A 21949-nucleotide genomic window follows, 5' to 3' on the forward strand; every position below is an offset into this window, starting at 1 on the left:
TGACCAAATCACTTTAATAAAAATAAACATAATAACTCCCCTAAGTTGCCCGCTTAGGTATGGATATTGAAGTAATTCAAAGCTGGTATCTGACTTATATTCAATAGGTTATTGAACATCTACAGTTGCGGGTACAGTTTGGGCTTATCCCAATTCCCAATACCTTGAATTACATAATGATTAACGTGTATCAGTTGGCAACATTTGCGGCCAATTTAATCTAAAGGTCACTTCAGGTTGCTGCGTTTGATTATCAGCTAAAGGCGTAACGTCATCGCTTGGTTCAATCCAGTACACATCAACAGACATAATAGCAGCATAGGGGATGGCAAGGTTAGAGAATAATCCGTTGTTTTGGCTGCTTTTAAGCACATAAGCCATAATGCAGCGCATTACCCCGCCGTGCGTCACCACCAGAGCTTGCAGGTTATTTACTTCAGGTTCATCTGCTGCATTTAGCGAGTGCCACATACTGTCGATCACCGCCATAAAGCCTTGTTGCACCCGTTGATAAAAATCTACCAAACTCTCGCCATTTTCGGGTGTATTGGCGACTTGCCATGGGTCTTGCCAGTACGCATCAAATTGGCTTGGGCTGGCCTGATAAATCGCATCATAGGTTTGGCCGTCCCATACGCCAAAGTTAACTTCTTGCAATGCAGGCAGTACAGTAAGAGGTAAGTTTAATTGTTGAGCAATGTTGGCCGCAAAGTTTTGGCAACGCACTAATGGCGAGCTAAAAATTTGCTCAATAGGCTGTGGCACACAACTAAAAGCCTGGTGCATTTTTTCTCGGCCCAGCTCTGTTAGTGCCACATCTATTTGGCCACGGGCGATTTCACCGCCCTCGCACTCACCGTGACGCAAAAATACAATTCTGGCTTGTTTCATTTAATGCCACCTCAGCCTTGCCCTTTGAATAAAAACTCGCGTATTATAGCCGTCTATACGTTTATATGTCTAAATGAAGTTTTTAGGTCATCATTCAGAATAGACTCTTTGCCTTGTACAATGAGTATATCGCCCTTTTTATCAATTTAAGGGTATGCTTATCTCTAATAAGGTATCAAGTAACATAGCGATAAAAAGGTAACAGTTATGGCGAAATCGACTTCTCACAGTCAAACACTTGAACAACTTAACGCATTGTTAGCTGAGCGTATTGTGATTTTAGACGGTGCAATGGGCACCATGATCCAAGATCATAAGTTGGAAGAAGAAGATTATCGCGGTGAACGCTTTAAAGATTGGCACTGCGATGTAAAAGGTAACAATGACTTATTGGTACTGAGCCAACCTGAATTAATTAAGGCGATTCATGTCAAATACCTACTAGACGGTGCAGACATTATTGAAACCAATACCTTTAACGCCACCACTATTGCCATGGCCGATTACGACATGCAAGCCTTGTCGGCCGAAATTAACCTTGAAGGTGCCCGCGTAGCACGCCAAGCTGCTGATGAGGTGGCCGCACAAACAGGTAGCCCACGTTATGTTGCTGGGGTGCTTGGCCCAACTAACCGCACTTGCTCTATTAGCCCAGATGTTAACGACCCAGGCTTCCGTAATGTCAGTTTTGATCAATTAGTTGAAGCCTACATTGAATCCACCAGCGCCTTAGTTGAAGGTGGCGCTGACATTATTTTGGTCGAAACCATTTTTGATACCTTAAATGCCAAAGCAGCCTTGTTTGCCATTGAAAAAGTGTTCGATGAAATCGGCGAGCGTTTACCGGTAATGATCTCGGGCACCATTACCGACGCATCCGGTCGTACCCTTACCGGCCAAACTACCGAGGCATTTTATAATTCGCTGCGTCATATTAAGCCGTTATCGATTGGCCTTAACTGTGCCCTTGGCCCAAAAGAGCTGCGCCCTTACGTCGAAGAGTTATCACGCATTGCCGAATGTTATGTGTCTGCCCACCCTAATGCGGGCTTACCTAACGAGTTTGGTGGTTATGATGAAACCCCAGAAGAAATGGCCGAAGTCATTACTCAATGGGCTGAAGCAGGCATGCTTAATATTGTCGGCGGCTGTTGTGGTAGTACGCCTACTCACATTAGCGCGATCCGTGAAGCCGTGCTCAGACATGAACCAAGACAACTCCCCGACATTCCCGTCGCCTGTCGTTTATCAGGACTAGAGCCATTAACCATCGATAAAGACTCATTATTTGTTAACGTTGGTGAACGTGCCAACGTCACTGGCTCGGCTAAGTTTTTACGCTTAATCAAAGAAGAAAAATTTGAAGAAGCGCTCGATGTGGTGCGTGAGCAAGTTGAAAACGGCGCACAGATTATCGACGTCAACATGGACGAAGGCATGCTCGACGGCGCGGCGTCGATGACCAAGTTTTTAAATCTAATTGCCTCCGAGCCAGACATATCCCGCGTGCCTATCATGATCGACTCATCAAAATGGGACGTAATTGAAGCTGGCCTTAAATGCGTGCAAGGCAAGTCAATTGTTAACTCAATTTCGATGAAAGAAGGCGAAGAAGCCTTTATTAAACAAGCCACATTAGTGAAACGTTATGGCGCTGCGGCGATTGTGATGGCGTTTGACGAGCAAGGCCAGGCCGATACTCGCGCCCGTAAAACCGACATTTGTACCCGCGCTTATCGTATTTTGGTTGATGTGGTCGGCTTTGCCCCAGAAGATATTATTTTCGACCCGAACATTTTTGCTATCGCGACCGGTATTGATGAGCACGACAATTATGCTGTCGACTTTATCGAATCAATTAAAGACATTAAATCGACACTGCCACACGCCATGATTTCAGGTGGTGTGTCTAACGTGTCGTTCTCATTTCGTGGCAACAATCCAGTACGTGAAGCAATTCATGCGGTGTTTTTATACCATGCGATTCAAGCGGGTATGGACATGGGGATTGTTAACGCGGGTCAGTTAGCGATTTACGATGACATTGATAAAGACCTAAAAGACAAAGTCGAAAATGTAGTCCTTAATTTACCTTGCCCAGTGGCCGACTCAAGCAATACTGAGCAGCTACTCGACATTGCAGAGCAATATCGCGGTGACGGCTCACAAGTAGCTAAAAAAGAAGATTTAGCCTGGCGCAGCTGGCCGGTAAACCAACGTCTATCGCATGCCTTGGTTAAAGGGATAACCGAGTTTATCGATGAGGATACCGAAGCTGCGCGCCTTGAAGCGACTCGTCCACTTGATGTGATTGAAGGGCCATTAATGGATGGCATGAATGTGGTTGGCGACTTATTTGGCGCTGGCAAAATGTTCTTACCGCAAGTGGTAAAATCAGCCCGGGTGATGAAAAAAGCCGTGGCCTATTTAAACCCGTACATCGAACTTGAAAAAGTCGAAGGCCAATCTAACGGCAAAATCTTAATGGTGACCGTAAAAGGTGACGTGCACGACATTGGTAAAAACATTGTTGGTGTTGTGTTGGCCTGTAATGGCTTTGAAGTATTCGATTTAGGCGTGATGGTATCGGTTGAGAAAATTCTCGACGCAGTTAAAGAGCATGATATCGATATTATTGGTATGTCAGGGCTGATCACGCCAAGCTTGGATGAAATGGTCCACAACGTGAAAACCTTCCACCGTGAAGGCTTAACCATTCCAGCCATTATTGGCGGTGCAACTTGCTCTAAAATTCATACCGCCGTGAAAATTGCCCCACATTATCCACACGGTGCCATTTACATTGCCGATGCTTCGCGCGCTGTGCCTATGGTGTCAAAACTGATTAATAATGAAACTCGCCAAGCTACCATTGACGAAACCTACGCTGAGTACGACGTTATGCGTGAAAAGCGCCTGTCGCAAACCAAGCGTAAAACCATCGTATCGATTGAAGCGGCTCGTGAGAATCGCTGTAAACACGACTGGGAAAGCCACACCCCATTTACCCCTAATGTACTTGGGCGTCAGGTGTTCGACGACTATCCATTAGAAGACCTCGTGGAGCGTATCGACTGGACACCATTCTTTAGAAGCTGGGAGCTACACGGCCATTACCCTGAAATTTTAAACGATAAGGTTGTGGGCGAAGAAGCACGCAAACTGTTTGCTGACGGTAAAGCCATGCTAGACACCATCATCAAAGAGAAATGGTTAACCGCCAAAGGCGTGATTGGGCTATTTCCTGCTAATACTGTTAATCATGATGACATTGAGCTGTATACCGACGAAAGCCGCACCACTGTTGAAATGACCACTCATCATTTGCGTATGCAACTTGAACGAGTGGGTAACGACAACTTCTGTTTATCTGACTTTGTTGCGCCAAAAGACAGCGGCGTTGCTGACTATATGGGCGGCTTTGCGGTGACTGCAGGCCACGGTATTGACGAGCACATAGCCCGTTTTGAAGCCAACCACGATGACTATAACGCCATTATGCTCAAATGCTTAGCCGACCGCTTAGCCGAAGCGTTTGCCGAGCGCATGCACGAGCGTGTTCGTAAAGAGTTTTGGGGATACGCTGCCGATGAAGTGCTAGACAACGAAGCATTAATTCGTGAACGTTATAAAGGTATTCGACCTGCACCTGGTTACCCAGCTTGCCCTGATCATACCGAAAAAGGCTTGTTATGGGATTTACTCAAACCCGATGAAACCATCGATTTGAATATCACCGAAAGCTTTGCCATGTACCCCACAGCTGCGGTTTCTGGCTGGTACTTTGCCCATCCAAAATCGCGCTATTTTGGCGTGACCAATATTGGTAAAGATCAAGTTGAGGATTACGCACAACGTAAAGGCATGAGCCTGGCAGAAGCAGAAAAGTGGCTAGCGCCAGTGCTGGACTATGATCCTGAGTAAAGAATGATCCTGAGTAAAGGATCATTCTGAATAGCTTTGATTCGCATATCATCTTGATGATGCATTTAGCGCCTCCATCAAGATGATTTTCAGTCACTCCATTTACTCGTCTTTGGCAGGCATTCTTTAACTTTTCCGCCCGACAGCACTCCCATTTACAAATCGCTATTTACAAATCACAAAGCTTATTGATAAGTGCTGCCATTATGCTTCAGCCAACCACCGATATGCTGCCCGCGTGGGTCGTGATGAGTCCAATGAATAACGCCGCCTTTATTATTAAACTCATACACACCGTAAAACTTGACGGTATCGCCAATATTTAGGCTATTTATGCGTGGGGCTAAATCGATATTATGGGCAACAAGTAAGGTTGTACCACTGGCTATTTTCAAAATAAACCGTTGATGACGACTGCCTTTAAGATCATCAGAAAGTACTTTTATAACATTACCATAACCCGCCACTTGAACATTACTTTGTCGATTATCAATGGCATTTTGTAAGGCGCTGTTGCTGTCATTGTTAGTGGCAACGGTATCAGCCGCGAAAACGTTTTGTACTATTTGTGTGGTTTGAGCGTTTTTGTCTAAATAGCCAAATAACGCGATGCCGAGTAAACCAATGAGCAGTATTTTTTTCATGATTATCAAATCCCTTTTGATAACAAGCCAATCTTTTCTTGTTCTAAAATCTTACTGTGTTGAATTAACAATAAGTCTAAAACCTCAGGCGATAAACTAAAAATTTGCACTACGTACTCACCAGATGCTGAGTGGGTTGCTTGTTCACCTTCATACGCAATGTGTAAGCCTAATCGCTTTAAGGTTTTCTGATCATAACTAAATAGCTGCGCGTCTCTTTTATCGTGTAACCCCGGCATCATGCCTATCACCGTCACGGTCTGATTCACCTTTATCTTATTGAAAAAATCGAGCTCGGCTTGTTGCCACCTAGTCAAGAAGTCATTCTCATCTTTGCTCAACCTCTTGTTAATACTTTGGTTATTAAAAACCGGGGCATAAATCGGTTGTAATGCTCCGCCATGCCAACCTAATAGCCCACCTTCTCTGACCGTGACATCATTACTCGCTGTAGCAATATAATTAGCACAAGATGATGCGCAGACTTTGTCTACTATCACCTTTAACTTATATTGATATACCAGTTCACCAAATCGAATGCCTGCGAACACTTCACCGCCACCACTATTGATGATCAGAGATTCTATTTTTGTTGGGCTGTTAGTGAGGAGTTCTTCAAAAGAGGCGACATTATCAGCGGTGATTTCACCACTATAAACAATTGTGTTTGCTGAAAGTGGATCAACCACCACACTAAATGGCTCTGGCTGGCTTGCACACCCAGTTAAGGTGAGCAGCAAAACGACAAGTAAATTACGCATTCATATTCCATTATGATGTTAAGTTAGGGATAAATTATCACGAATAACTGCTTTTACGTAAATTTATAAACATAAAAAAATAACACATTTGGTTATTAATATTATGGCTAACAGCCGATATCATTGTGACGCTTAACTCACGGCAAATACCCAACAGTATGGCTAATGCCATCAATGCTTGTGAGACTCATAGGCTATGTAAATTCATACTCAGTGGTATTCAGATTACTCATAAAAAACGCGATATATTATCGCGTTTTTTACAATTAGCTCTGTGCCACCTTACAAACTGTAGTGCTTATTTCAGCGACTCTAACCATTGATTAAACGACGATGCAGGCATAGCGCCAGATTGTTGGGCAACCACTTTACCTTGTTTAAATACCATTAAGGTTGGAATAGATCGGATATTAAACTGCGCGGCTAGAGCTTGTTGCTCTTCGGTGTTGAGTTTGCCAAAACGGAATTTGGGTTCCCATTTTTTAGCGGCTTGGGTAAACACAGGCGCAAAGCTTTTACACGGACCGCACCAACTGGCCCAAAAGTCGACGACTAATGGCAATTCAGATTTATTAGCATGATGGGCAAAATTAGCCGCGGTTAACTCTATCGGTTCACCAATAAACACAGGCTTTTTACAATGACCACAGGTTGGTTGCTGCTCAAGACGTTCATCTGGGACGCGATTTAGGGTATCGCAATGTGGGCAAGCGATTATCATGATATGACCTCATCAACTTCATTATTGAGACGATTAAATCATAAACTAAGTTGAGGCGAAGAACGATGATTCATTGATATTTCTCATTAGCATTTTTCGTTAGCATATGATGACTTACAACCACGAGCCTCCTGATTCAGCATCATTTGCACCATCGCCTCATGAGCTGCATAGATAACCTACATCCTGTCACCTAAGCAGCTTACAATAAATAGCTCGAAATTATTTTTGATATTTCCAACATTGAAGACTGACCCGTGAACTCAAATTTCACTTTGCCGATGGCCGAAAAATAGATTTCTAATTCAGAATCAAGATCAAACGTGCCAGACGTTTCGATCGAATATGCGACAATGTTTTTGTAAGGCAAAGAGGTAAAGTCTTTTTTGCTGCCCGTAATCCCCTGAACATTAACCGCAATAATCCGTTTATTGGTAAAAACCACACCATCCCGCATCGTTTTATATGAATCAATAATTTGTTCATCATCTAACAGTAAATCATTCACTTTTTCTGCAAAATCAGAGTTTTGTTTAAGCTTAAAAAAGCCTTTATTATTAAAATCGATCATAAAACATCCTTTTTATATAAAACATTATCCGCAATGATTATTGTCTTCTCAACACACAAATCTAAGCAGGCAACCAGAGAACTTGCACTTAATACCATTAACACCCAGAAGTCACAGAAGTGATCACCGGTTCGCCAGCACTCTTCCAGTGGTATTGGAAATAACAACTGGTTGCGATAACTTCAGTTGAAGTGGGTTCTGCTACATCCAGTGCCGACTTAGGGGCGGCTACTACGGCATAACTGCCGCTTGATACATAAATTCGATACGACCATTCATCCATGTCCAGGCCTGCAGCCTCAAAAATTTCAGATGACGTTGTGTAACCAGCATTAAAACCACTGCCACTGGCATTCGCTGCAGCGGCCCAAGGTTGATAATTACTGCCTTTTACCCCAGAAAACTCAACCGTATCAGTCATCGCACTGCCTGAAGTTAAGGTTTTTGTTTTGAATAATGTCACTGCGGTTTTAATGGACCCAACCGCCCCATTAATCGCGGCTATGTGGGCATCAGTCTTTAAATTGATAAACTTAGGCGCAGCTACAACAGCCAAAATACCTAAAATAATAATCACTACGACCAACTCAATCAGCGTAAAACCTGTCTGGCGTGGAGCTGTCAATTTATTCATATTGCTATACACCCTCAATACCCATTAACGATTAATGAGCCATAAAATCATCAGATTAATTATTCTAATTCGATTTTCACACATAATCACATGAAATCATGAATAAAAACCACATAATGTGACATTAACTAATGGCTGTAATTGCACCAAAGTAACTGAGTGGTTAAACATAACGGTGAATATGTTGTTTGATTTACGCTTTTTCTGGGTTTAAAACTACAGTATTCTTCGGCTTTTTAGGTTCAACATAAGCTTGGTAGCGACCTGGTTTATGATTAATCGCAATCAACACATTGAGCATAGCGGCGCCCATTACCGATAAAATAACCACCTCAATTGGGAACATCAGCAACGATGAGCTTAAAATAATAGTATCGACTAATAAGCCAAAATTACCGGCGCGAATTGAATACTTATTTTGCAGATACAGCGCCAAAATACCCAAACCACCTAAGCTTGATTTATGCCTAAACATAATCAGCATCCCGACTCCAATCAACATTCCACCGACTGTTGCAGCAAATGCAGGATGGACATTATCGATGTGAATAAAGAGCGGCATGTAATCTGTCATTACCGAAATAATCGATACAGAAATAAAGGTATTGATGGTGAAACGCTTTGACAGCTTGGTCCATGCAATATAATAAAACGGCACGTTAACGATAAAAAATAACATCCCAAAACTTAACGATGTTAGGTGCATCCCTATGATAGCTAAGCCAGCAGTACCGCCAGTGATCAGTTGATTACTGTTATAAAGCGTTACGCCTAACGACACCATTACACCTGCGCAAAACAAAGCCATAATGTCTTCGTAAAAACGGTGTGATGGGAATGGCATATTATTTATATCCTTCTTTAACCAAAGCGTTAATAGCATTAACGCAAAGCTTGGGTTAGTACTTAGATTAGTGCTGAGCAGAGGCACAACATCTTAAAGGCGCGCAGTTTACAGAAACACTGTAGATTTAACAGTGAATAAAACAAGACAAATGATGAATAACAAGCCAACATCGTACACAAAACTTTACGAGCGATATTCAGCAGTAAATAAAATGATACACAGATGTTATTTATCAAGTAATAAGCAGTACAAAACTATGCCTCAACACATAGTTAGGGTGTGAATTGCGACATACGTAATGAATGTAAAATTATTTGTCGTGATAGATCAACAACGACTCAATATACCAGCCTTGTAAATGACATAATTCAAACAAAGCTAACAATAAACTTGATGAGTTATCTCAATAAAAACGCAGAATCATACGCCACTAAAAACTTTAAAAACAACAAGGTACATCAACTTAAAAACCAAGACTAGCAATAGCTACTAGCGAGAATTAAACCCTAAGTTGCCACATTTCAAATGCTTCTTGGCACAGTTGTTCTCTAAACTTAGGATGAGCAATATCAATTAGCGCGCGGGCACGTTCTCTTAACGATTTAGCGCGTAAATATGCACAACCATACTCGGTAACAATATAATGGACATGGGCACGAGTGGTCACAACGCCAGACCCCGGAGAGAGCACAGTCGCAATCCGCGAGACGGTGCCGTTAGCAGCAGTACTAGGAAGAGCAATAACAGAACGACCACCTTCCGACAGCCCAGCGCCTCGAATAAAGTCCATTTGGCCGCCCACGCCTGAGTATATTTTTGTTCCTAAAGAATCGGCACAAACCTGGCCCGATATATCAACTTGTAGCGCCGAGTTAATTGACATGACATTGGGGTTTTTACGAATAATGGCAGTGTCATTCACTTGCTCAATGTCCATAAAGATCACTGATGGATTATCATCGACAAAATCGTAAAGCCGTTGGCTACCCAGCGCAAAACCAGTCACAGTTTTACCTGGATGCACTTTTTTAAGGCTGTTATTGATCACCCCTAACTCAACGAGATCCAACACACCGTCTGAAAACAGCTCAGTGTGTACCCCTAAGTTTTTATGTTGTGTTAAGCACGACAACACCGCATCTGGAATAGCACCAATTCCCATTTGTAAACAATCACCATCGCGCACCAAGGTAGCAACATGCTGACCAATTGCTTGGCTGGTTTCATCACTCGAATCAATAAAATGTTGTGGCAATGGCATACTCTGCTCAAAAACCGCAGCTAATTTTTTGTAGTGAATAAACCCATCACCATGAGTGCGGGGCATCATAGGGTTAATGTGAGCAATAATTTTACCCGCCACCTGGCAAGCTGCAAGCGTGGCCTCGACCGAAATCCCTAATGAGCAAATACCGTGTTTGTCTGGCGGGGAGACTTGAATAATAGCCGTATCAATTTTTTGCTCACCTGAACGAAATAACTTAGGCACTTCAGACAAGAAAATAGGCACATAATCAGCTTCACCTTGCTGTAAAAGCTCACGCGTTGGAGCGCCGCCAAAATAACAGCGATGACGAATATGCGGTTTTAAATGTTCGGCGCTCAATGATTCAGCCCGCTCAGTATGCAACTGTAACAAGGTTAACCCTTGCTTTGTTAAGGCATGCTGTGCAAGCGCATCGAGCAAAACCTTTGGGGTAGCCCCCATAGAATGAGTCCATAAGGTTTCATTGTTTTCAATTAACGAAACCGCTTCTAACGCACTTTGGCAAATAATGGGTGTCATCGATATAACTCAAGGTAATTAAGCTATTTGTAGTGTAAGGAGGAACATCAAGATTTAATAGTTTTTAGCGCAAAGTCGCAAAGCTAATCACAACAGTTGAGAATGATATCAATCAAATGAATTATTTGAGAGGTTTGCCACAAAGCGGCAAATGATGATTCACCGCAGCAACGCTTTGCAGTAAGCAATGAGCCAAACAAGTGAGGGAAAATAATAAAAACGAGTTAACCACCGCAGCTATGAAATATAACACACTGCAATTTGCAACAGAAACTAACAACCTACAATTAAATGAGCCTAAGCCCAATAACCTTAAGCGCAGCTCACTCAAACTAGCAAACTATTTTGATGTTAATGCCGATTGAGAGAACAGCACTCCCGGCCAACCATGTTGCATAAACTGGCGGATATTTTGATGGTCATCACCTTGTGGTGTGGCAACCACATCACGATAATGCTGACCAAATAGCTGCAATGTTTGCTGCTCAGTCAACTGTTGTATTTGCCCAAACGCGAACACTTTACAAGACCCAGAGTTTTGCCCAGCGTCATTTAACTGGTCGCCATTTTTAAATGCTGTTGGGGTAAAATCATAATGCGCATCAATCAATGCCATCGTCTCTTCAAAACGCACCTCATTTGCACGCTCAGCTAACGAAGTTATAAATTCATTCACCTGTGTTGCAGACATTAGCATCACCTTAATTTGTCAAAAGTAATTGGCAAGACAATAACAAAATAACTGAGTTTTCTATAGTGAAAAGACCTAATTTAAAATGGTTAATGCCTTAAGCTGACAAACAACAGAAGCAACACACTACCTATAAAAGATGAAAACTAACTAATCACGGCTACGTTCACAAATGGCCAACTTTAACTAAAATCACTGTGTCCTGCTCAACATACGGATTATGCTGGCTTAAATGCGGACTGCGGATCCAGGTACCTGCGGGGTATCGACCTAATTCATCAATAAATTCACCGCTTATCACGTAAATCTCTTCACCGCCAAAATGACGATGCGGTTGAAAATGTGTACCAGCTGGCCACATCACTAATGCAGTAGATTCGGTACCATGCTGATGTAAGGGCATTACCCGTAATTGGCCTTGGCCTGGTAGCCATGGAGTAGTGTTAGTGTCTATTGCAACTTGCTGGTTATCAGTAGGTTGAAACTGGTGTAGTTTCACTAACAATGTACAACCTTCAACACTAAACGGTGCGTGTTCAAACCCTTCAGGGTTACGCAAATATGTGCCTGCAGGATAGTTTCCAGTTTCGTCTGAAAACACCCCGTCGAGCACTAAAATCTCTTCACCTAGTGGATGAGGGTGTGACTTAAACTTAGCGCCGGCCTCATATTTAACAATACTGGTCGCATGGCCGCGTTCTGCTTCTTCACGCGCCAGACGTTTACGTAAAACCCCTGCTGCTGGGCTATTTTGCCATTCCATATCATGAGTGTTTATCACCACTCGCTGACTAAAATCCATGTTCAACATATTGATACCTCAAAACTCATTAATGGCGACAGTGTAAGGCTTTCGCAATTGATAAAAAAGTAGGTACTTTTTGGTGCCTATGCCCAATTGATTGTGAATATGAAATTGAAGTACCGTTACTAGCCACATTTAAGCATTGGCCTTATTAAGGTATAAATGTACATAACAAAAAGCCCAGTCAACAACGTTGGCCGGGCTTTAATGAAGTACTAGTGGTGATTAAATACTATTACTTTGAGCAGCTTGACGCTCCAGTTTGTACGCTTTTGCAGACGCAGGAATAGGTGTTGTCCGCCCTGTTTCTAGCCATTTTTTTAAGCGATTTGCATCTGCCATGTGGGTATATTTACCAAACGAATCGAGCACCACAAATGCCACTTTACGTTTATTCATTTCGGTTAACATCACTAGGCAGTGACCAGCTTTATTAGTAAAGCCGGTTTTAGTTAAGGCAATATTCCAATTGTTTTTAAACACTAATTTGTTGGTGTTTTGAAAATCTAATGCATAACGAGGTGAAGAAAAGTAAACATGCTTTTTAGTGGTTGAGCTCAACTCACCTAACAATGGATACGACTGACTCGCCTTGAGTAATAAAATCAGATCATTGGCACTCGACACATTGTCTGGCGACAAACCTGTGGGTTCTACATAGTGAGTGTTTTTCATCCCTAATGCAGCGGCTTTATCATTCATGGCTTTCACAAACATATTAAAGCCACCGGGATAATGATGTGCTAATGAGGTTGCGGCGCGATTCTCTGACGACATTAACGTCAGTAACAACATGGTTTTACGCGTCACTTTACTGCCAATTCGTACTCGCGAATACACATTAGCCATAACCGGTGAGTCGGTAATTTTTATTGAGATTTTTTCGTCTAGCGGTAACTTAGCATCCAATGTCACCATGGCCGCCATTAATTTGGTTACCGAGGCAATCGGAACTGATTGATGTTGGTTAGTGGCATATAACACTTCGTTAGTGGCCAAATCGACTAACATCGCACTGTTTGACGCTAGCTCTTGTTGAGGAAGGTCTTGAGAAACGGGGGCCGCAAAAGAAACCGCACTAGTCAGTGTGGTTGAACAAAATAAGGCACAGGCAAAAAGAAAACGAAACTTCATCACGCTCACTTGAAAATAGGGCTAATAACGATTGAGTATACGACAAAGGTTTAGTTCAACAACAGATCAAATACTACTTTTGGGTAGGTATTTCGCAATTAATTAACATAGATCAAACCCATAGTTTTAGCCACGCCTAATATTCGTCCAATTTAGGTCACTTGCGGTATTCACTATAAATACGATGCCAAAGTAATAAGCAACAATAAAGAGTCAAATACCGCTTTTGTTGTCTTCATGTTAAGATGAAAATAATCGTTTAAAAAGAATGATAAAAGAGAGTGTAAATGGACATTAACTTGCGTTTCTTTAGTCGGTTGGGCCAGTGGGCGACCAATTTATTCGCCCCTAAGAGCCCATTAAAATCTGAATCTGATGATGCGCAACAAGGGTTAATTTCACTCAAAACCATCGCCAATCAATATCCATTACAAATTGGCCAAGGACAGCTCAACGAAGCCGTGCCCACCAGACCATTTTACTCAAGCGATCGTTTTATAGGTAGAGAGCCACAACTTAAGCAAATGGCCGATGTCATCAATTTATGGCGTAATCATCATGGTGAGATCAGTGCCATTGTAGCCCCTGCAGGGGCGGGTTTATCGGCTTTTTTAGGTTATATGCCTACACTATTGCAACAGATCCAAACTGACATTGAACATGTGATCCCAACAAACGCCAAAGCTCTGCCAGACACCTGGCTGATAATGAGTTTTTACCAAGCCCCGTTAAGTGCCTTTGCCGCCATCACCAACCTGTGCTATTGCTTTAACATTGCTCCTCCACCCAACATTTCTGACAGCAGTATTACCGACACCATCTACGCGATTAATCAACAACCGCCGCAGCTCATCATTATTGATGACCTACACAAGTTGATGTTAAGAATGATGGGAAACAATCAAGCCTTAGTTACCTTTGCCACCATTATTATGGAAACCCGCAAACACCACTGCTGGATTTTAGGTTGTGAAAAATACGCCTGGCAGCGACTCAGTGCACAATATCAAATCACTCATTTTATTAAACATATCATCAATATTGATTATTTTAATGCCCAAGAGCTTGCTAGCATTCAGACACAACAATTGGTCGAATTAGGTTTAATCAGTACCGACTACCTTGAACAAAATCCAGTAGAAAAGCCTAATAATCACAGCACAGAAACTCAAGATGACACTAGCGCAACGGATGTAAATCCTTACGATGAACAATTAAAGCAACTGCATTCCATTAGCCAGGGCCATCCCAAATTAGCGGCGTTATTGTTGCAGTACTCACTCACTCACCAAGCCGATATCACATCAGATAACAAGCATAAAACCGACATTTGTAAAATTAACTCGTCCGCCATACAAGAGTGCCAGGACAATGATTTATTCTCATTGGCTGAAATTTACGTCCATGGCGGCCTAAGAGTAGAGCAACACGCCCATATTTTTGCCCAATCCATTGAACAAAGCAGCTTACAGTTAGCTTACTTAGCTCGCCACGGCTTAATCATTGCCCAATATTCACAGAAAGATTTTGCCCAGCATTTTTATTTTATTACTCCTACGTTAACAAAAATTATCGCCAGCCATTTGGTCAACAATAACAAGCTGTTTAATTAAACGAGGCGAACATGGACAACTCACGTGAGGCATTGCAAGCTTTTTTAGACATCATTTCATTTGATCGTATTTTAAGTATTTTATTGCTGTGCTTAACTGCGTGGCTGTTTTTGGTACTGGTGCAATTTTGTTTAAACCAACTCAACAACAAACTGCCTAAATACCGCCTAATTTGGAATCGGTCTTACCCTTTTGTACGCCTATTTGTGTGGCTGTGTGTGATCATTTATTCCATTGTTGGCATTATTGATCCCCATGAAAATTTAATCTTAGCTGTGGTTGGTTCTATCAGTATTGTGGTGGGTTTAGCCACGCAAGAGCCGGCTAAAAACATGATTGCAGGATTTATTATTATGCTTAATCCGCCTTATCGGGTGGGTGACATGGTGACACTGGCAGGCCATTACGGCGAAGTGATAAAACTTGAATGGAGCGTAACCTGGCTGCGCACGTTTGACGATAATACCGTCATGGTACCCAATGCTGAGGCACTTAAAACAGCGGTATCGAATGCCAATAGTGGTGCATTAGATGAAATGGTGGTGGTTAAATTTTCCATCCCTATGGCTGCCGACCTTCAAAAAGCCATTGCCTTAGCACGCGAGGCAACACAGTGCTCGCCTTACACTTTTTTAAATAAACCTATTATTGTCAATCTAAGCAATGATTACTCGTTTGGGCAGTATCAACAAATCATTACCGTTAAAGCTTATGTTATGGATGTAAGGCTCGAAAAAAAGTTTGTTAGTGACATTAATATTAGGGTGTTAAGTGCATTTAAAAATGCCCATTTTTATGATGAACAACAAACGTCTCCAACATAATTTGCGTTATAATCGCGCCAATTAAGTTCAACATTTTTAAAATTTACCTACTGGGGATCAGTTAATGACACAAGATGAAATGAAAAAAGCCGCAGGCTGGGCTGCACTACAATATGTCAAAAAAGATACAATTGTTGGCGTTGGTACAGGCTCAACGGTAAACCACTTTATTGATGCATTAGCCACAATAAAAGACGATATTGAAGGTGCGGTATCAAGCTCTGAAGCGTCAACTAAAAAACTCGAAGAGCTCGGCATTGAAGTATTCGACCTCAACAGTGTTGACTTAATTGATGTCTATGTTGACGGCGCAGATGAAATTAATGATCGCATGGACATGATTAAGGGCGGCGGCGCAGCTTTAACTCGTGAGAAAATCGTCGCAGCCGTTGCTAAACAATTTATTTGTATTGTCGACAACACTAAGCAAGTGTCGATTTTAGGTGATTTTCCATTGCCTGTTGAAGTCATCCCAATGGCACGCTCGTATGTGGCTCGCGAGTTAGTTAAGTTAGGCGGCGATCCGGTTTATCGTCAAGGTGTTGTGACCGACAACGGTAACGTAATTTTAGATGTCTACAACATGCAAATTTTGGATCCTAAAGTAATGGAAAACAAAATTAATGCGATTGTCGGTGTCGTCACTAACGGCTTATTTGCAAACCGCGGTGCAGATGTATTACTAGTGGGTACGCCAGATGGCGTGAATACCGTCACCTTGTAATTATCCTGACAGACTTTCACATAGCCTCAGCTATTACTAAAAATTGACCTCGCAAATTTGCGAGGTCAATTTTGGCTTGTACTAATCTGTTTGTTATACCGTTAACTACACACTGAATTGACTCACCGCCTCATGTAAGGCTTGTGCTCGCCCCCTAACCTCTTCAGAAGACGTCGCATTTTGCTCCGCTGCCTGTGATGATTCGCCAGCAATATCACGAATAACCACCACATTTTTGCCAACCTCTGCTGCGACCATGCTTTGTTCTTCAATAGCCGCAGCAATTTGGGTACTCATGTCCATAATATTGGTCACATCACTGGTAATTTGACGTAACACATCACCCGCAATTGCGGCTTGCTCTGCACTGTCTCGTCCTTGTTGTTGGCTTTCTTGCATCAGTTCAACAATTGAATGAGTGCGTTTTTGTAACGTCGATATTATATCGGTAATTTGTTGAGTGGAGCTTTGAGTCCGCATGGCTAAAGACCTTACTTCATCAGCCACTACGGCAAAGCCACGGCCTTGCTCCCCCGCTCTTGCTGCCTCAATCGCTGCATTTAGTGCAAGCAAGTTAGTTTGCTCAGCAATACCTCGTATGACATCAAGCACACTACCGATAGTGACACTGTCGCGCTCTAAATCGGCCACCACCAGTGATGAGTCAGTTAATTGTTGAGCCAATAAATTTATCTTCGAAATAGTTTGTTCAACCCCTTGCTGACCAGCTTGAGCATTATCGTGGGTTTGGCCAGCTTTAACGGCTGCTAACTCAGTATTTTGAGCAATTTCTTCAATGGTAGCCCCCATTTCAGTCACTGCGGTGGCCACCATGTCGGTTTCGTTTAGTTGGCGTGATACACCTTCCGATGCCGAGGCCGCATTAAGAGACAGTTCATGACAAGACTCATTCATGGCATTTACCGACTCGTTAACCTGCATTATAAGCGTTTGGAATGACATCACCATACAATTGAAATGTTGTGCAACAAGCGCTAATTCATCATTGCCAGATTCATCACAACGTATTGATAAATCATTACTTAACTCAATAGAAGAAATTGTTGAGGTGATCTTATTAATGGGCACCATAATGCTTTTAATGATAAACAAGGTTGAAATAGCCAACGTGGCCGTTATCAATACAAAAAGACTAAAACCAATCACAAAGGCTTGCTGTTTATCCTGTTTTATTTCAGCAAGTGTTTGCTCACGTAATTTCACAGTATCATTATCAGTTTGGTGGATTTTATCGCGTAGCACAGCCATTTTGCCATCATTATCGGTTAAGCCAAACAATGATTCTTTTGCAACAAGGTTATTAAACTTTTGCCGATAATTTTCAATATTAACAATCAGTTGTTGTTTTTCAGCGAACGGAATTCCCGATAATTGTACTTGCTGAGTAAAACGGCTTACACCTTGCTCAAACGATTGAACATACTTGAGATCACGACGTAACATAAAGTCTTTTTCATTACGCCGTAACTGCAACATATTCACGAGTAAGCTGTCTTGTGAGTAATTACTGAGTATGGTTTCAACGATTTTAACCGCTGCGCGTAACTCACCATACAAACCAGATTCATGGGTTAACCCTATCTCTTTCTTTAACATTATGACTTCATTGAAAATATGGTTATAGTCATTGAGGTTTTCTTTAAAGTGATCGAGTGCGGTTACGTCCATACCTTGGTGTTCAAGTGCGGCTCGCACATCGGCAACAAAAGCCAATGTGTCTGCCATACTGTGAGTAAATTTATCGACGTACCTTGTGTCTGCTCGATGAAAAAAATCTTTTTCTTCTGTTCTTAACTCAAGGACTTTCCTTTCTATTTCTATAATTTTGCTTGATGTAGTTGATAGTTCAGATAAAACTGATTCTGAATAATTTTGTAAACCAAACATAGCAAGGATGGAAAACACTGAAATTGTCGCACTTAACATCAGTTTAGAACGAATAAGCATATTAATTACCCCCTAAGAGTAAAATGCATAAGTCCTTTTAAATTGATTGAAATTAAAACGATCTACCGAAGTGAATCTATCTGTTTAGTAAGGCCTGTGAACGATAGGCAATACATATTTGATTTGTCTACCTTTCGCAGTATAGAACACCGGCTAGCAAACCTAAAACTAAATAACATCTTACTTACATATTTTTTAACTTAAACTAAACCTTTTACCTACTTGAGCCTGTCAAATAACTAAACAATCATAATGGACAGCTTGGAACATTAAGGATGCCGGTATCAATCAGCCTAATTCACAGCAAATAAATCACCTCGCGCAGTTAGACGACAATCAACTTGTCGCCATTGCAACTACCGGGTGTCAGCAGGCCTTTGAGCAACTGTATCGCCGCCATCACCAGCGAGTGTACGCCATTTGTTTTCGGCTTAGTGGCCAACCAAGTTTGGCTGACGATATGACCCAGGCGTGTTTTATTCGCTTATGGAATAAGTTGGCGCAATTTAACGGCGATAGCCAATTTACCACCTGGCTGCATCGGTTATGTGTTCGCCAAGCCATTAATGATCTCAAGGCGCAGCAATCATTATGGCGACGCTTTTTGCCTGCAGAAGATATCGCCCATCAATACATGCCTAGCGTTGAGTTAACCGATTACCATTTACTCGACAAATGTATCGCCAGATTACCGCAACGAACCCGCATTGTGTTTGTGTTATGTGCAATTGAAGGCTACCAGCACAACGAAATAGCAGCACTGCTGAACATTGCCGTCGGCACCAGTAAGGCGCAATATCACAATGCCAAACATTTACTACAGGAGATGCTTGCATGAGTACTAAAAAGCATGACCTAGACCATTTAATTAGCACGTTACCGCCTGAGGTTGCGCCAACCACCGACTTATGGGATGGCATTAAGCCGCATTTAACGTCTCAAAAAACGCATCAAAACAGTGTTGTGCGCCCCTTATGGGCCATAGCCGCAACGTTCTTAGTGTGTTCACTCTTATGGTTAACGCAATGGCGCGACGAACCTGTGCTACCCCAAGAGCAAACATTAACCCAGGTGCAAACGGCAAATGTTACCACTGCAACAATAGACACACCTGCATCTATTGAAGTAGATAATCACTTAATTGAATTAATAAACCAAATAGCCCAAACCCATCAAAGCCAGTTAGATGGATTTATTCGCAATCAATATACCGTTAGCTGGCAGTTATCAGCAAACAACAATGAGCACATTCAAACCGACATTGCCAAGGCGCTCGCAGAGCTAGAAAGTGCCTCTGTTCAAGTGCAAGCAGCATTAACACAACAGCCGACGAATCAACAACTTTGGCAGTTATGGCGCTGGATAATGCAGCGTCAAATCACCCTATTACAACAAGGGCAAAAATTGCCTTTTACCCATACACGCCCATCACAAGGAAATACCCTATGAGCAGCATTAAATACGCACTGTTAGCCCCACTAATGGCCATAAGCGCTCTAACTATTGCATCAGAGTCGGTTGACCAACAACAAGATGTTGCAGCTAACCCCAACGTGAGTATCAAAATACAGCGTGGCAATGTTGAATTTATTAGCTGGGACAACAACAGCATCCAAGTTAAAGGCGAACTAGACGAGCTAAGTAAAGGTTTTATATTCGATGTAAAAGACAATACGGTAGTGATTGAGGACAAACTGCCGCGCAGCTATCAAGGTAGTAATAAACAAGGCTCACAACTGACTATTTATTTACCCACACAGCTGAGTTTGGACGCTGAAGGCGTATCAGCCGACTTTGCCCTCTCTAAGCTCAGCGGCCAAATCGCCATCGCATTAGTCAGTGGCAATATTGAAGCTAAACAACTGAGTGGCAGTAGCAAGTTGACCACGGTTTCGGGCAACATTAACAGCGAACAATTAAGCGGAAAAATCAAACTTGAAACGGTATCAGGTGGCATTGACGACAAGGAGAGCCAAGGTGAGGCAGAGTTTAGGTTAGTCAGTGGTGAACTAGAGACTCACAGCGACTTTACCCAAGTGAGCATTGACCAAGTCTCTGGCGATATTGAGGCAACCCTAAAACAAATAAACAAAATTAATATGGTTACCATCAGCGGCGATGCTGATCTAAACCTCGGCTCACAGCTCAGTAAAGGTCATCTTGAAACCATTAGCGGCGATTTAACCATGGCATTTAGTGCAGCACCTAATCTAAGCTTTATGATAGACGGCGGCCCAGGTGGCAAAATTAGTAATCAATTAACTGACGATAAACCCGCTAAGCAAAAGTACTCATCAAGCCAAAGTCTACAATTTAACAGCTTGTCTGGTGACGGCCAGGTCAATATCAACACCATTAGCGGCCGCATTAGCGTTAAGTAATACTATTGATGCCAGACAGTAAAATGCCCAGTGATATCGCTATCGCTGGGCATCGTTACTTGATACTAATATCGCTGAGCAAAGCTGTTACAGATTAAGATTAACCGTAACGATAGCTTGGTTGTTCAGGCTGGCACTACTTAACCGAACTCACTTCATTATCGGTTAAAAAACGCCATTCTCCTGGCGCTAAATCAGCATCTAATTCAATACTGCCCACGGCTTCGCGGTGTAGGTTAACCACTTTGTTACCCACTGCAGCAAACATGCGTTTTACTTGATGGTATTTGCCTTCACTAATGGTTAAACGCACCTGAGTTGGCGCAATGATCTCAAGTACCGCAGGCTTTGTTAAGCCATCTTCATTACGCAGTTCAATACCGTCAGCAAACACAGAGATTAAGCTGTTATCGATAGGATCGGCCAGCTCAACTAAATAGCGCTTACCGCAATCTTTTTTCGGCGAGGTGATTTTGTGCGACCATTGGCCGTCGCTAGTAATCAGCACTAAACCTGTAGTGTCAGCATCTAAACGCCCAGCAATGTGTAAGGTGTCAGCTTTTTCAATTTCCATCAAACTTAATACCGATGGATATTGCTCATCAATCGTTGAACAAATGGTATCAACCGGCTTGTTCATCATCACATAACGATCGCCCACAATACTGATAGACTGGCCTTCTAAGCGCACATCCATTTGCGGTAATACCTTAAAGCCAGAATTCTTAACCACCTCACCATCGCAGGTCACATCACCACGATGCAGGGCTCTTTTGGCCAACGAACGGGTTAATTCGGTACTTTCACAGATAAATTTGTCTAAACGCACAATGGACTACTCAATCTAAAAATAATGGCGCTATTATGCTGCTTACACGCTTAAATAGAAATCAATCAATGATCTTTTTACTCCATTCGGTAATTTTTAGTTACACATCCGCGCACTATCTCAGGCAAAAATGACCAAAAGTGCCTTGTTTTCTAGTCTCCTAAGGCCTTAACATAGTATTCACAAAAAAAGTGTTGGTTT

20 protein-coding genes and 1 riboswitch are annotated in these 21949 nt (G+C 42.3%); of the genes, 7 read left to right on the forward strand and 13 right to left on the reverse strand.

Annotated features, from left to right (window positions below):
* Positions 1-63: 63 nt before the first annotated feature.
* A riboswitch (cobalamin riboswitch) is annotated at positions 64-182 on the reverse strand.
* Positions 181-891, reverse strand: coding sequence for a histidine phosphatase family protein (locus tag IEY42_RS11730; protein ID WP_188925404.1), 711 nt, complete (start codon positions 889-891; stop codon positions 181-183). (Overlaps the previous riboswitch by 2 nt.)
* A gap of 207 nt (positions 892-1098) precedes the next feature.
* Here IEY42_RS11730 and metH point away from each other — a divergent pair, with 207 nt between their 5' ends.
* Positions 1099-4815 carry a methionine synthase gene (metH, locus tag IEY42_RS11735; RefSeq protein ID WP_188925405.1) on the forward strand — a complete coding sequence of 1239 codons (3717 nt, stop codon included), beginning with the start codon at positions 1099-1101 and terminating at the stop codon, positions 4813-4815.
* A gap of 185 nt (positions 4816-5000) precedes the next feature.
* Here the strand turns inward: metH and IEY42_RS11740 are convergent, their stop codons facing one another.
* The 10 genes from IEY42_RS11740 to pbpG form a co-directional block, all read right to left on the reverse strand.
* Positions 5001-5459, reverse strand: a complete 459-nt coding sequence (locus IEY42_RS11740; protein WP_188925406.1) for a DUF3465 domain-containing protein — start codon at positions 5457-5459, stop codon at positions 5001-5003.
* A gap of 5 nt (positions 5460-5464) precedes the next feature.
* A complete protein-coding gene (locus IEY42_RS11745) occupies positions 5465-6220 on the reverse strand; it encodes a Clp protease/crotonase-like domain-containing protein (RefSeq protein ID WP_188925407.1) in 756 nt (251 codons plus the stop codon).
* A 298-nt stretch (positions 6221-6518) separates the two neighbouring features.
* On the reverse strand, positions 6519-6941 hold the full coding sequence (gene trxC, locus IEY42_RS11750) for a thioredoxin TrxC (RefSeq protein WP_188925408.1): 423 nt from the start codon (positions 6939-6941) through the stop codon (positions 6519-6521).
* 202 nt (positions 6942-7143) lie between these two features.
* Positions 7144-7512 carry a PH domain-containing protein gene (locus tag IEY42_RS11755; protein WP_188925409.1) on the reverse strand — a complete coding sequence of 123 codons (369 nt, stop codon included), beginning with the start codon at positions 7510-7512 and terminating at the stop codon, positions 7144-7146.
* A gap of 97 nt (positions 7513-7609) precedes the next feature.
* Positions 7610-8146, reverse strand: coding sequence for a type II secretion system protein (locus IEY42_RS11760; protein ID WP_188925410.1), 537 nt, complete (start codon positions 8144-8146; stop codon positions 7610-7612).
* Between the two features lie 193 nt (positions 8147-8339).
* On the reverse strand, positions 8340-8990 hold the full coding sequence (locus IEY42_RS11765; protein WP_188925411.1) for a YitT family protein: 651 nt from the start codon (positions 8988-8990) through the stop codon (positions 8340-8342).
* 502 nt (positions 8991-9492) lie between these two features.
* Positions 9493-10779, reverse strand: coding sequence for an acetyl-CoA hydrolase/transferase family protein (locus tag IEY42_RS11770; protein ID WP_188925412.1), 1287 nt, complete (start codon positions 10777-10779; stop codon positions 9493-9495).
* Between the two features lie 340 nt (positions 10780-11119).
* Positions 11120-11470: a HopJ type III effector protein gene (locus IEY42_RS11775; RefSeq protein WP_188925413.1), complete on the reverse strand. Its 351-nt coding sequence runs from the start codon at positions 11468-11470 to the stop codon at positions 11120-11122.
* Between the two features lie 166 nt (positions 11471-11636).
* Complete coding sequence (locus IEY42_RS11780) at positions 11637-12281, reverse strand: cupin domain-containing protein (RefSeq protein WP_188925414.1); 645 nt, start codon at positions 12279-12281, stop codon at positions 11637-11639.
* A gap of 219 nt (positions 12282-12500) precedes the next feature.
* Positions 12501-13409: a D-alanyl-D-alanine endopeptidase gene (gene pbpG / locus IEY42_RS11785; protein ID WP_188925415.1), complete on the reverse strand. Its 909-nt coding sequence runs from the start codon at positions 13407-13409 to the stop codon at positions 12501-12503.
* A 287-nt stretch (positions 13410-13696) separates the two neighbouring features.
* Between pbpG and IEY42_RS11790 the strand changes: the two genes are divergently transcribed.
* The 3 genes from IEY42_RS11790 (at position 13697) to rpiA (ending at position 16570) form a co-directional block, all read left to right on the forward strand.
* Positions 13697-15022 (forward strand): hypothetical protein, encoded by a 1326-nt coding sequence (locus IEY42_RS11790; protein ID WP_188925416.1) that lies wholly within the window; start codon positions 13697-13699, stop codon positions 15020-15022.
* Between the two features lie 11 nt (positions 15023-15033).
* The gene (locus IEY42_RS11795) at positions 15034-15846 is read left to right on the forward strand and encodes a mechanosensitive ion channel family protein (protein ID WP_188925417.1); all 813 of its coding nucleotides are present in this window, start codon (positions 15034-15036) and stop codon (positions 15844-15846) included.
* Positions 15847-15910: 64 nt separating this feature from the next.
* The gene (gene rpiA / locus IEY42_RS11800) at positions 15911-16570 is read left to right on the forward strand and encodes a ribose-5-phosphate isomerase RpiA (protein WP_188925418.1); all 660 of its coding nucleotides are present in this window, start codon (positions 15911-15913) and stop codon (positions 16568-16570) included.
* Positions 16571-16675: 105 nt separating this feature from the next.
* Here rpiA and IEY42_RS11805 read toward each other — a convergent pair whose 3' ends face one another.
* On the reverse strand, positions 16676-18538 hold the full coding sequence (locus IEY42_RS11805; protein WP_188925419.1) for a methyl-accepting chemotaxis protein: 1863 nt from the start codon (positions 18536-18538) through the stop codon (positions 16676-16678).
* Positions 18539-18845: 307 nt separating this feature from the next.
* Here IEY42_RS11805 and IEY42_RS11810 point away from each other — a divergent pair, with 307 nt between their 5' ends.
* From IEY42_RS11810 to IEY42_RS11820, 3 genes are read left to right on the forward strand one after another with little or no spacing between them, the layout of a single operon-like run.
* Positions 18846-19376, forward strand: coding sequence for an RNA polymerase sigma factor (locus IEY42_RS11810; protein WP_188925445.1), 531 nt, complete (start codon positions 18846-18848; stop codon positions 19374-19376).
* Positions 19373-19987: a hypothetical protein gene (locus IEY42_RS11815; RefSeq protein WP_188925420.1), complete on the forward strand. Its 615-nt coding sequence runs from the start codon at positions 19373-19375 to the stop codon at positions 19985-19987. Before IEY42_RS11810 ends, IEY42_RS11815 begins: the two co-directional genes overlap by 4 nt.
* Positions 19984-20919: a DUF4097 family beta strand repeat-containing protein gene (locus IEY42_RS11820; RefSeq protein WP_188925421.1), complete on the forward strand. Its 936-nt coding sequence runs from the start codon at positions 19984-19986 to the stop codon at positions 20917-20919. Before IEY42_RS11815 ends, IEY42_RS11820 begins: the two co-directional genes overlap by 4 nt.
* Before the next feature lie 136 nt (positions 20920-21055).
* Here the strand turns inward: IEY42_RS11820 and rsuA are convergent, their stop codons facing one another.
* Positions 21056-21748, reverse strand: coding sequence for a 16S rRNA pseudouridine(516) synthase RsuA (gene rsuA, locus IEY42_RS11825; RefSeq protein WP_188925422.1), 693 nt, complete (start codon positions 21746-21748; stop codon positions 21056-21058).
* Positions 21749-21949 lie beyond the last annotated feature (201 nt).

It is taken from the genome of Shewanella algicola (genome assembly GCF_014648035.1).
GTDB classification, from domain to species: Bacteria; Pseudomonadota; Gammaproteobacteria; order Enterobacterales; family Shewanellaceae; genus Shewanella; species Shewanella algicola.

Bases quoted from the DNA above. Each gene is read 5' to 3' on its own strand.
- IEY42_RS11730 (WP_188925404.1), bottom strand. From the start codon at position 891: ATGAAACAAGCCAGAATTGTATTTTTGCGTCACGGTGAGTGCGAGGGC.
- metH (WP_188925405.1), top strand. From the start codon at position 1,099: ATGGCGAAATCGACTTCTCACAGTCAAACACTTGAACAACTTAACGCA.
- IEY42_RS11740 (WP_188925406.1), bottom strand. From the start codon at position 5,459: ATGAAAAAAATACTGCTCATTGGTTTACTCGGCATCGCGTTATTTGGC.
- IEY42_RS11745 (WP_188925407.1), bottom strand. From the start codon at position 6,220: ATGCGTAATTTACTTGTCGTTTTGCTGCTCACCTTAACTGGGTGTGCA.
- trxC (WP_188925408.1), bottom strand. From the start codon at position 6,941: ATGATAATCGCTTGCCCACATTGCGATACCCTAAATCGCGTCCCAGAT.
- IEY42_RS11755 (WP_188925409.1), bottom strand. From the start codon at position 7,512: ATGATCGATTTTAATAATAAAGGCTTTTTTAAGCTTAAACAAAACTCT.
- IEY42_RS11760 (WP_188925410.1), bottom strand. From the start codon at position 8,146: ATGAATAAATTGACAGCTCCACGCCAGACAGGTTTTACGCTGATTGAG.
- IEY42_RS11765 (WP_188925411.1), bottom strand. From the start codon at position 8,990: ATGCCATTCCCATCACACCGTTTTTACGAAGACATTATGGCTTTGTTT.
- IEY42_RS11770 (WP_188925412.1), bottom strand. From the start codon at position 10,779: ATGACACCCATTATTTGCCAAAGTGCGTTAGAAGCGGTTTCGTTAATT.
- IEY42_RS11775 (WP_188925413.1), bottom strand. From the start codon at position 11,470: ATGTCTGCAACACAGGTGAATGAATTTATAACTTCGTTAGCTGAGCGT.
- IEY42_RS11780 (WP_188925414.1), bottom strand. From the start codon at position 12,281: ATGTTGAACATGGATTTTAGTCAGCGAGTGGTGATAAACACTCATGAT.
- pbpG (WP_188925415.1), bottom strand. From the start codon at position 13,409: ATGAAGTTTCGTTTTCTTTTTGCCTGTGCCTTATTTTGTTCAACCACA.
- IEY42_RS11790 (WP_188925416.1), top strand. From the start codon at position 13,697: ATGGACATTAACTTGCGTTTCTTTAGTCGGTTGGGCCAGTGGGCGACC.
- IEY42_RS11795 (WP_188925417.1), top strand. From the start codon at position 15,034: ATGGACAACTCACGTGAGGCATTGCAAGCTTTTTTAGACATCATTTCA.
- rpiA (WP_188925418.1), top strand. From the start codon at position 15,911: ATGACACAAGATGAAATGAAAAAAGCCGCAGGCTGGGCTGCACTACAA.
- IEY42_RS11805 (WP_188925419.1), bottom strand. From the start codon at position 18,538: ATGCTTATTCGTTCTAAACTGATGTTAAGTGCGACAATTTCAGTGTTT.
- IEY42_RS11815 (WP_188925420.1), top strand. From the start codon at position 19,373: ATGAGTACTAAAAAGCATGACCTAGACCATTTAATTAGCACGTTACCG.
- IEY42_RS11820 (WP_188925421.1), top strand. From the start codon at position 19,984: ATGAGCAGCATTAAATACGCACTGTTAGCCCCACTAATGGCCATAAGC.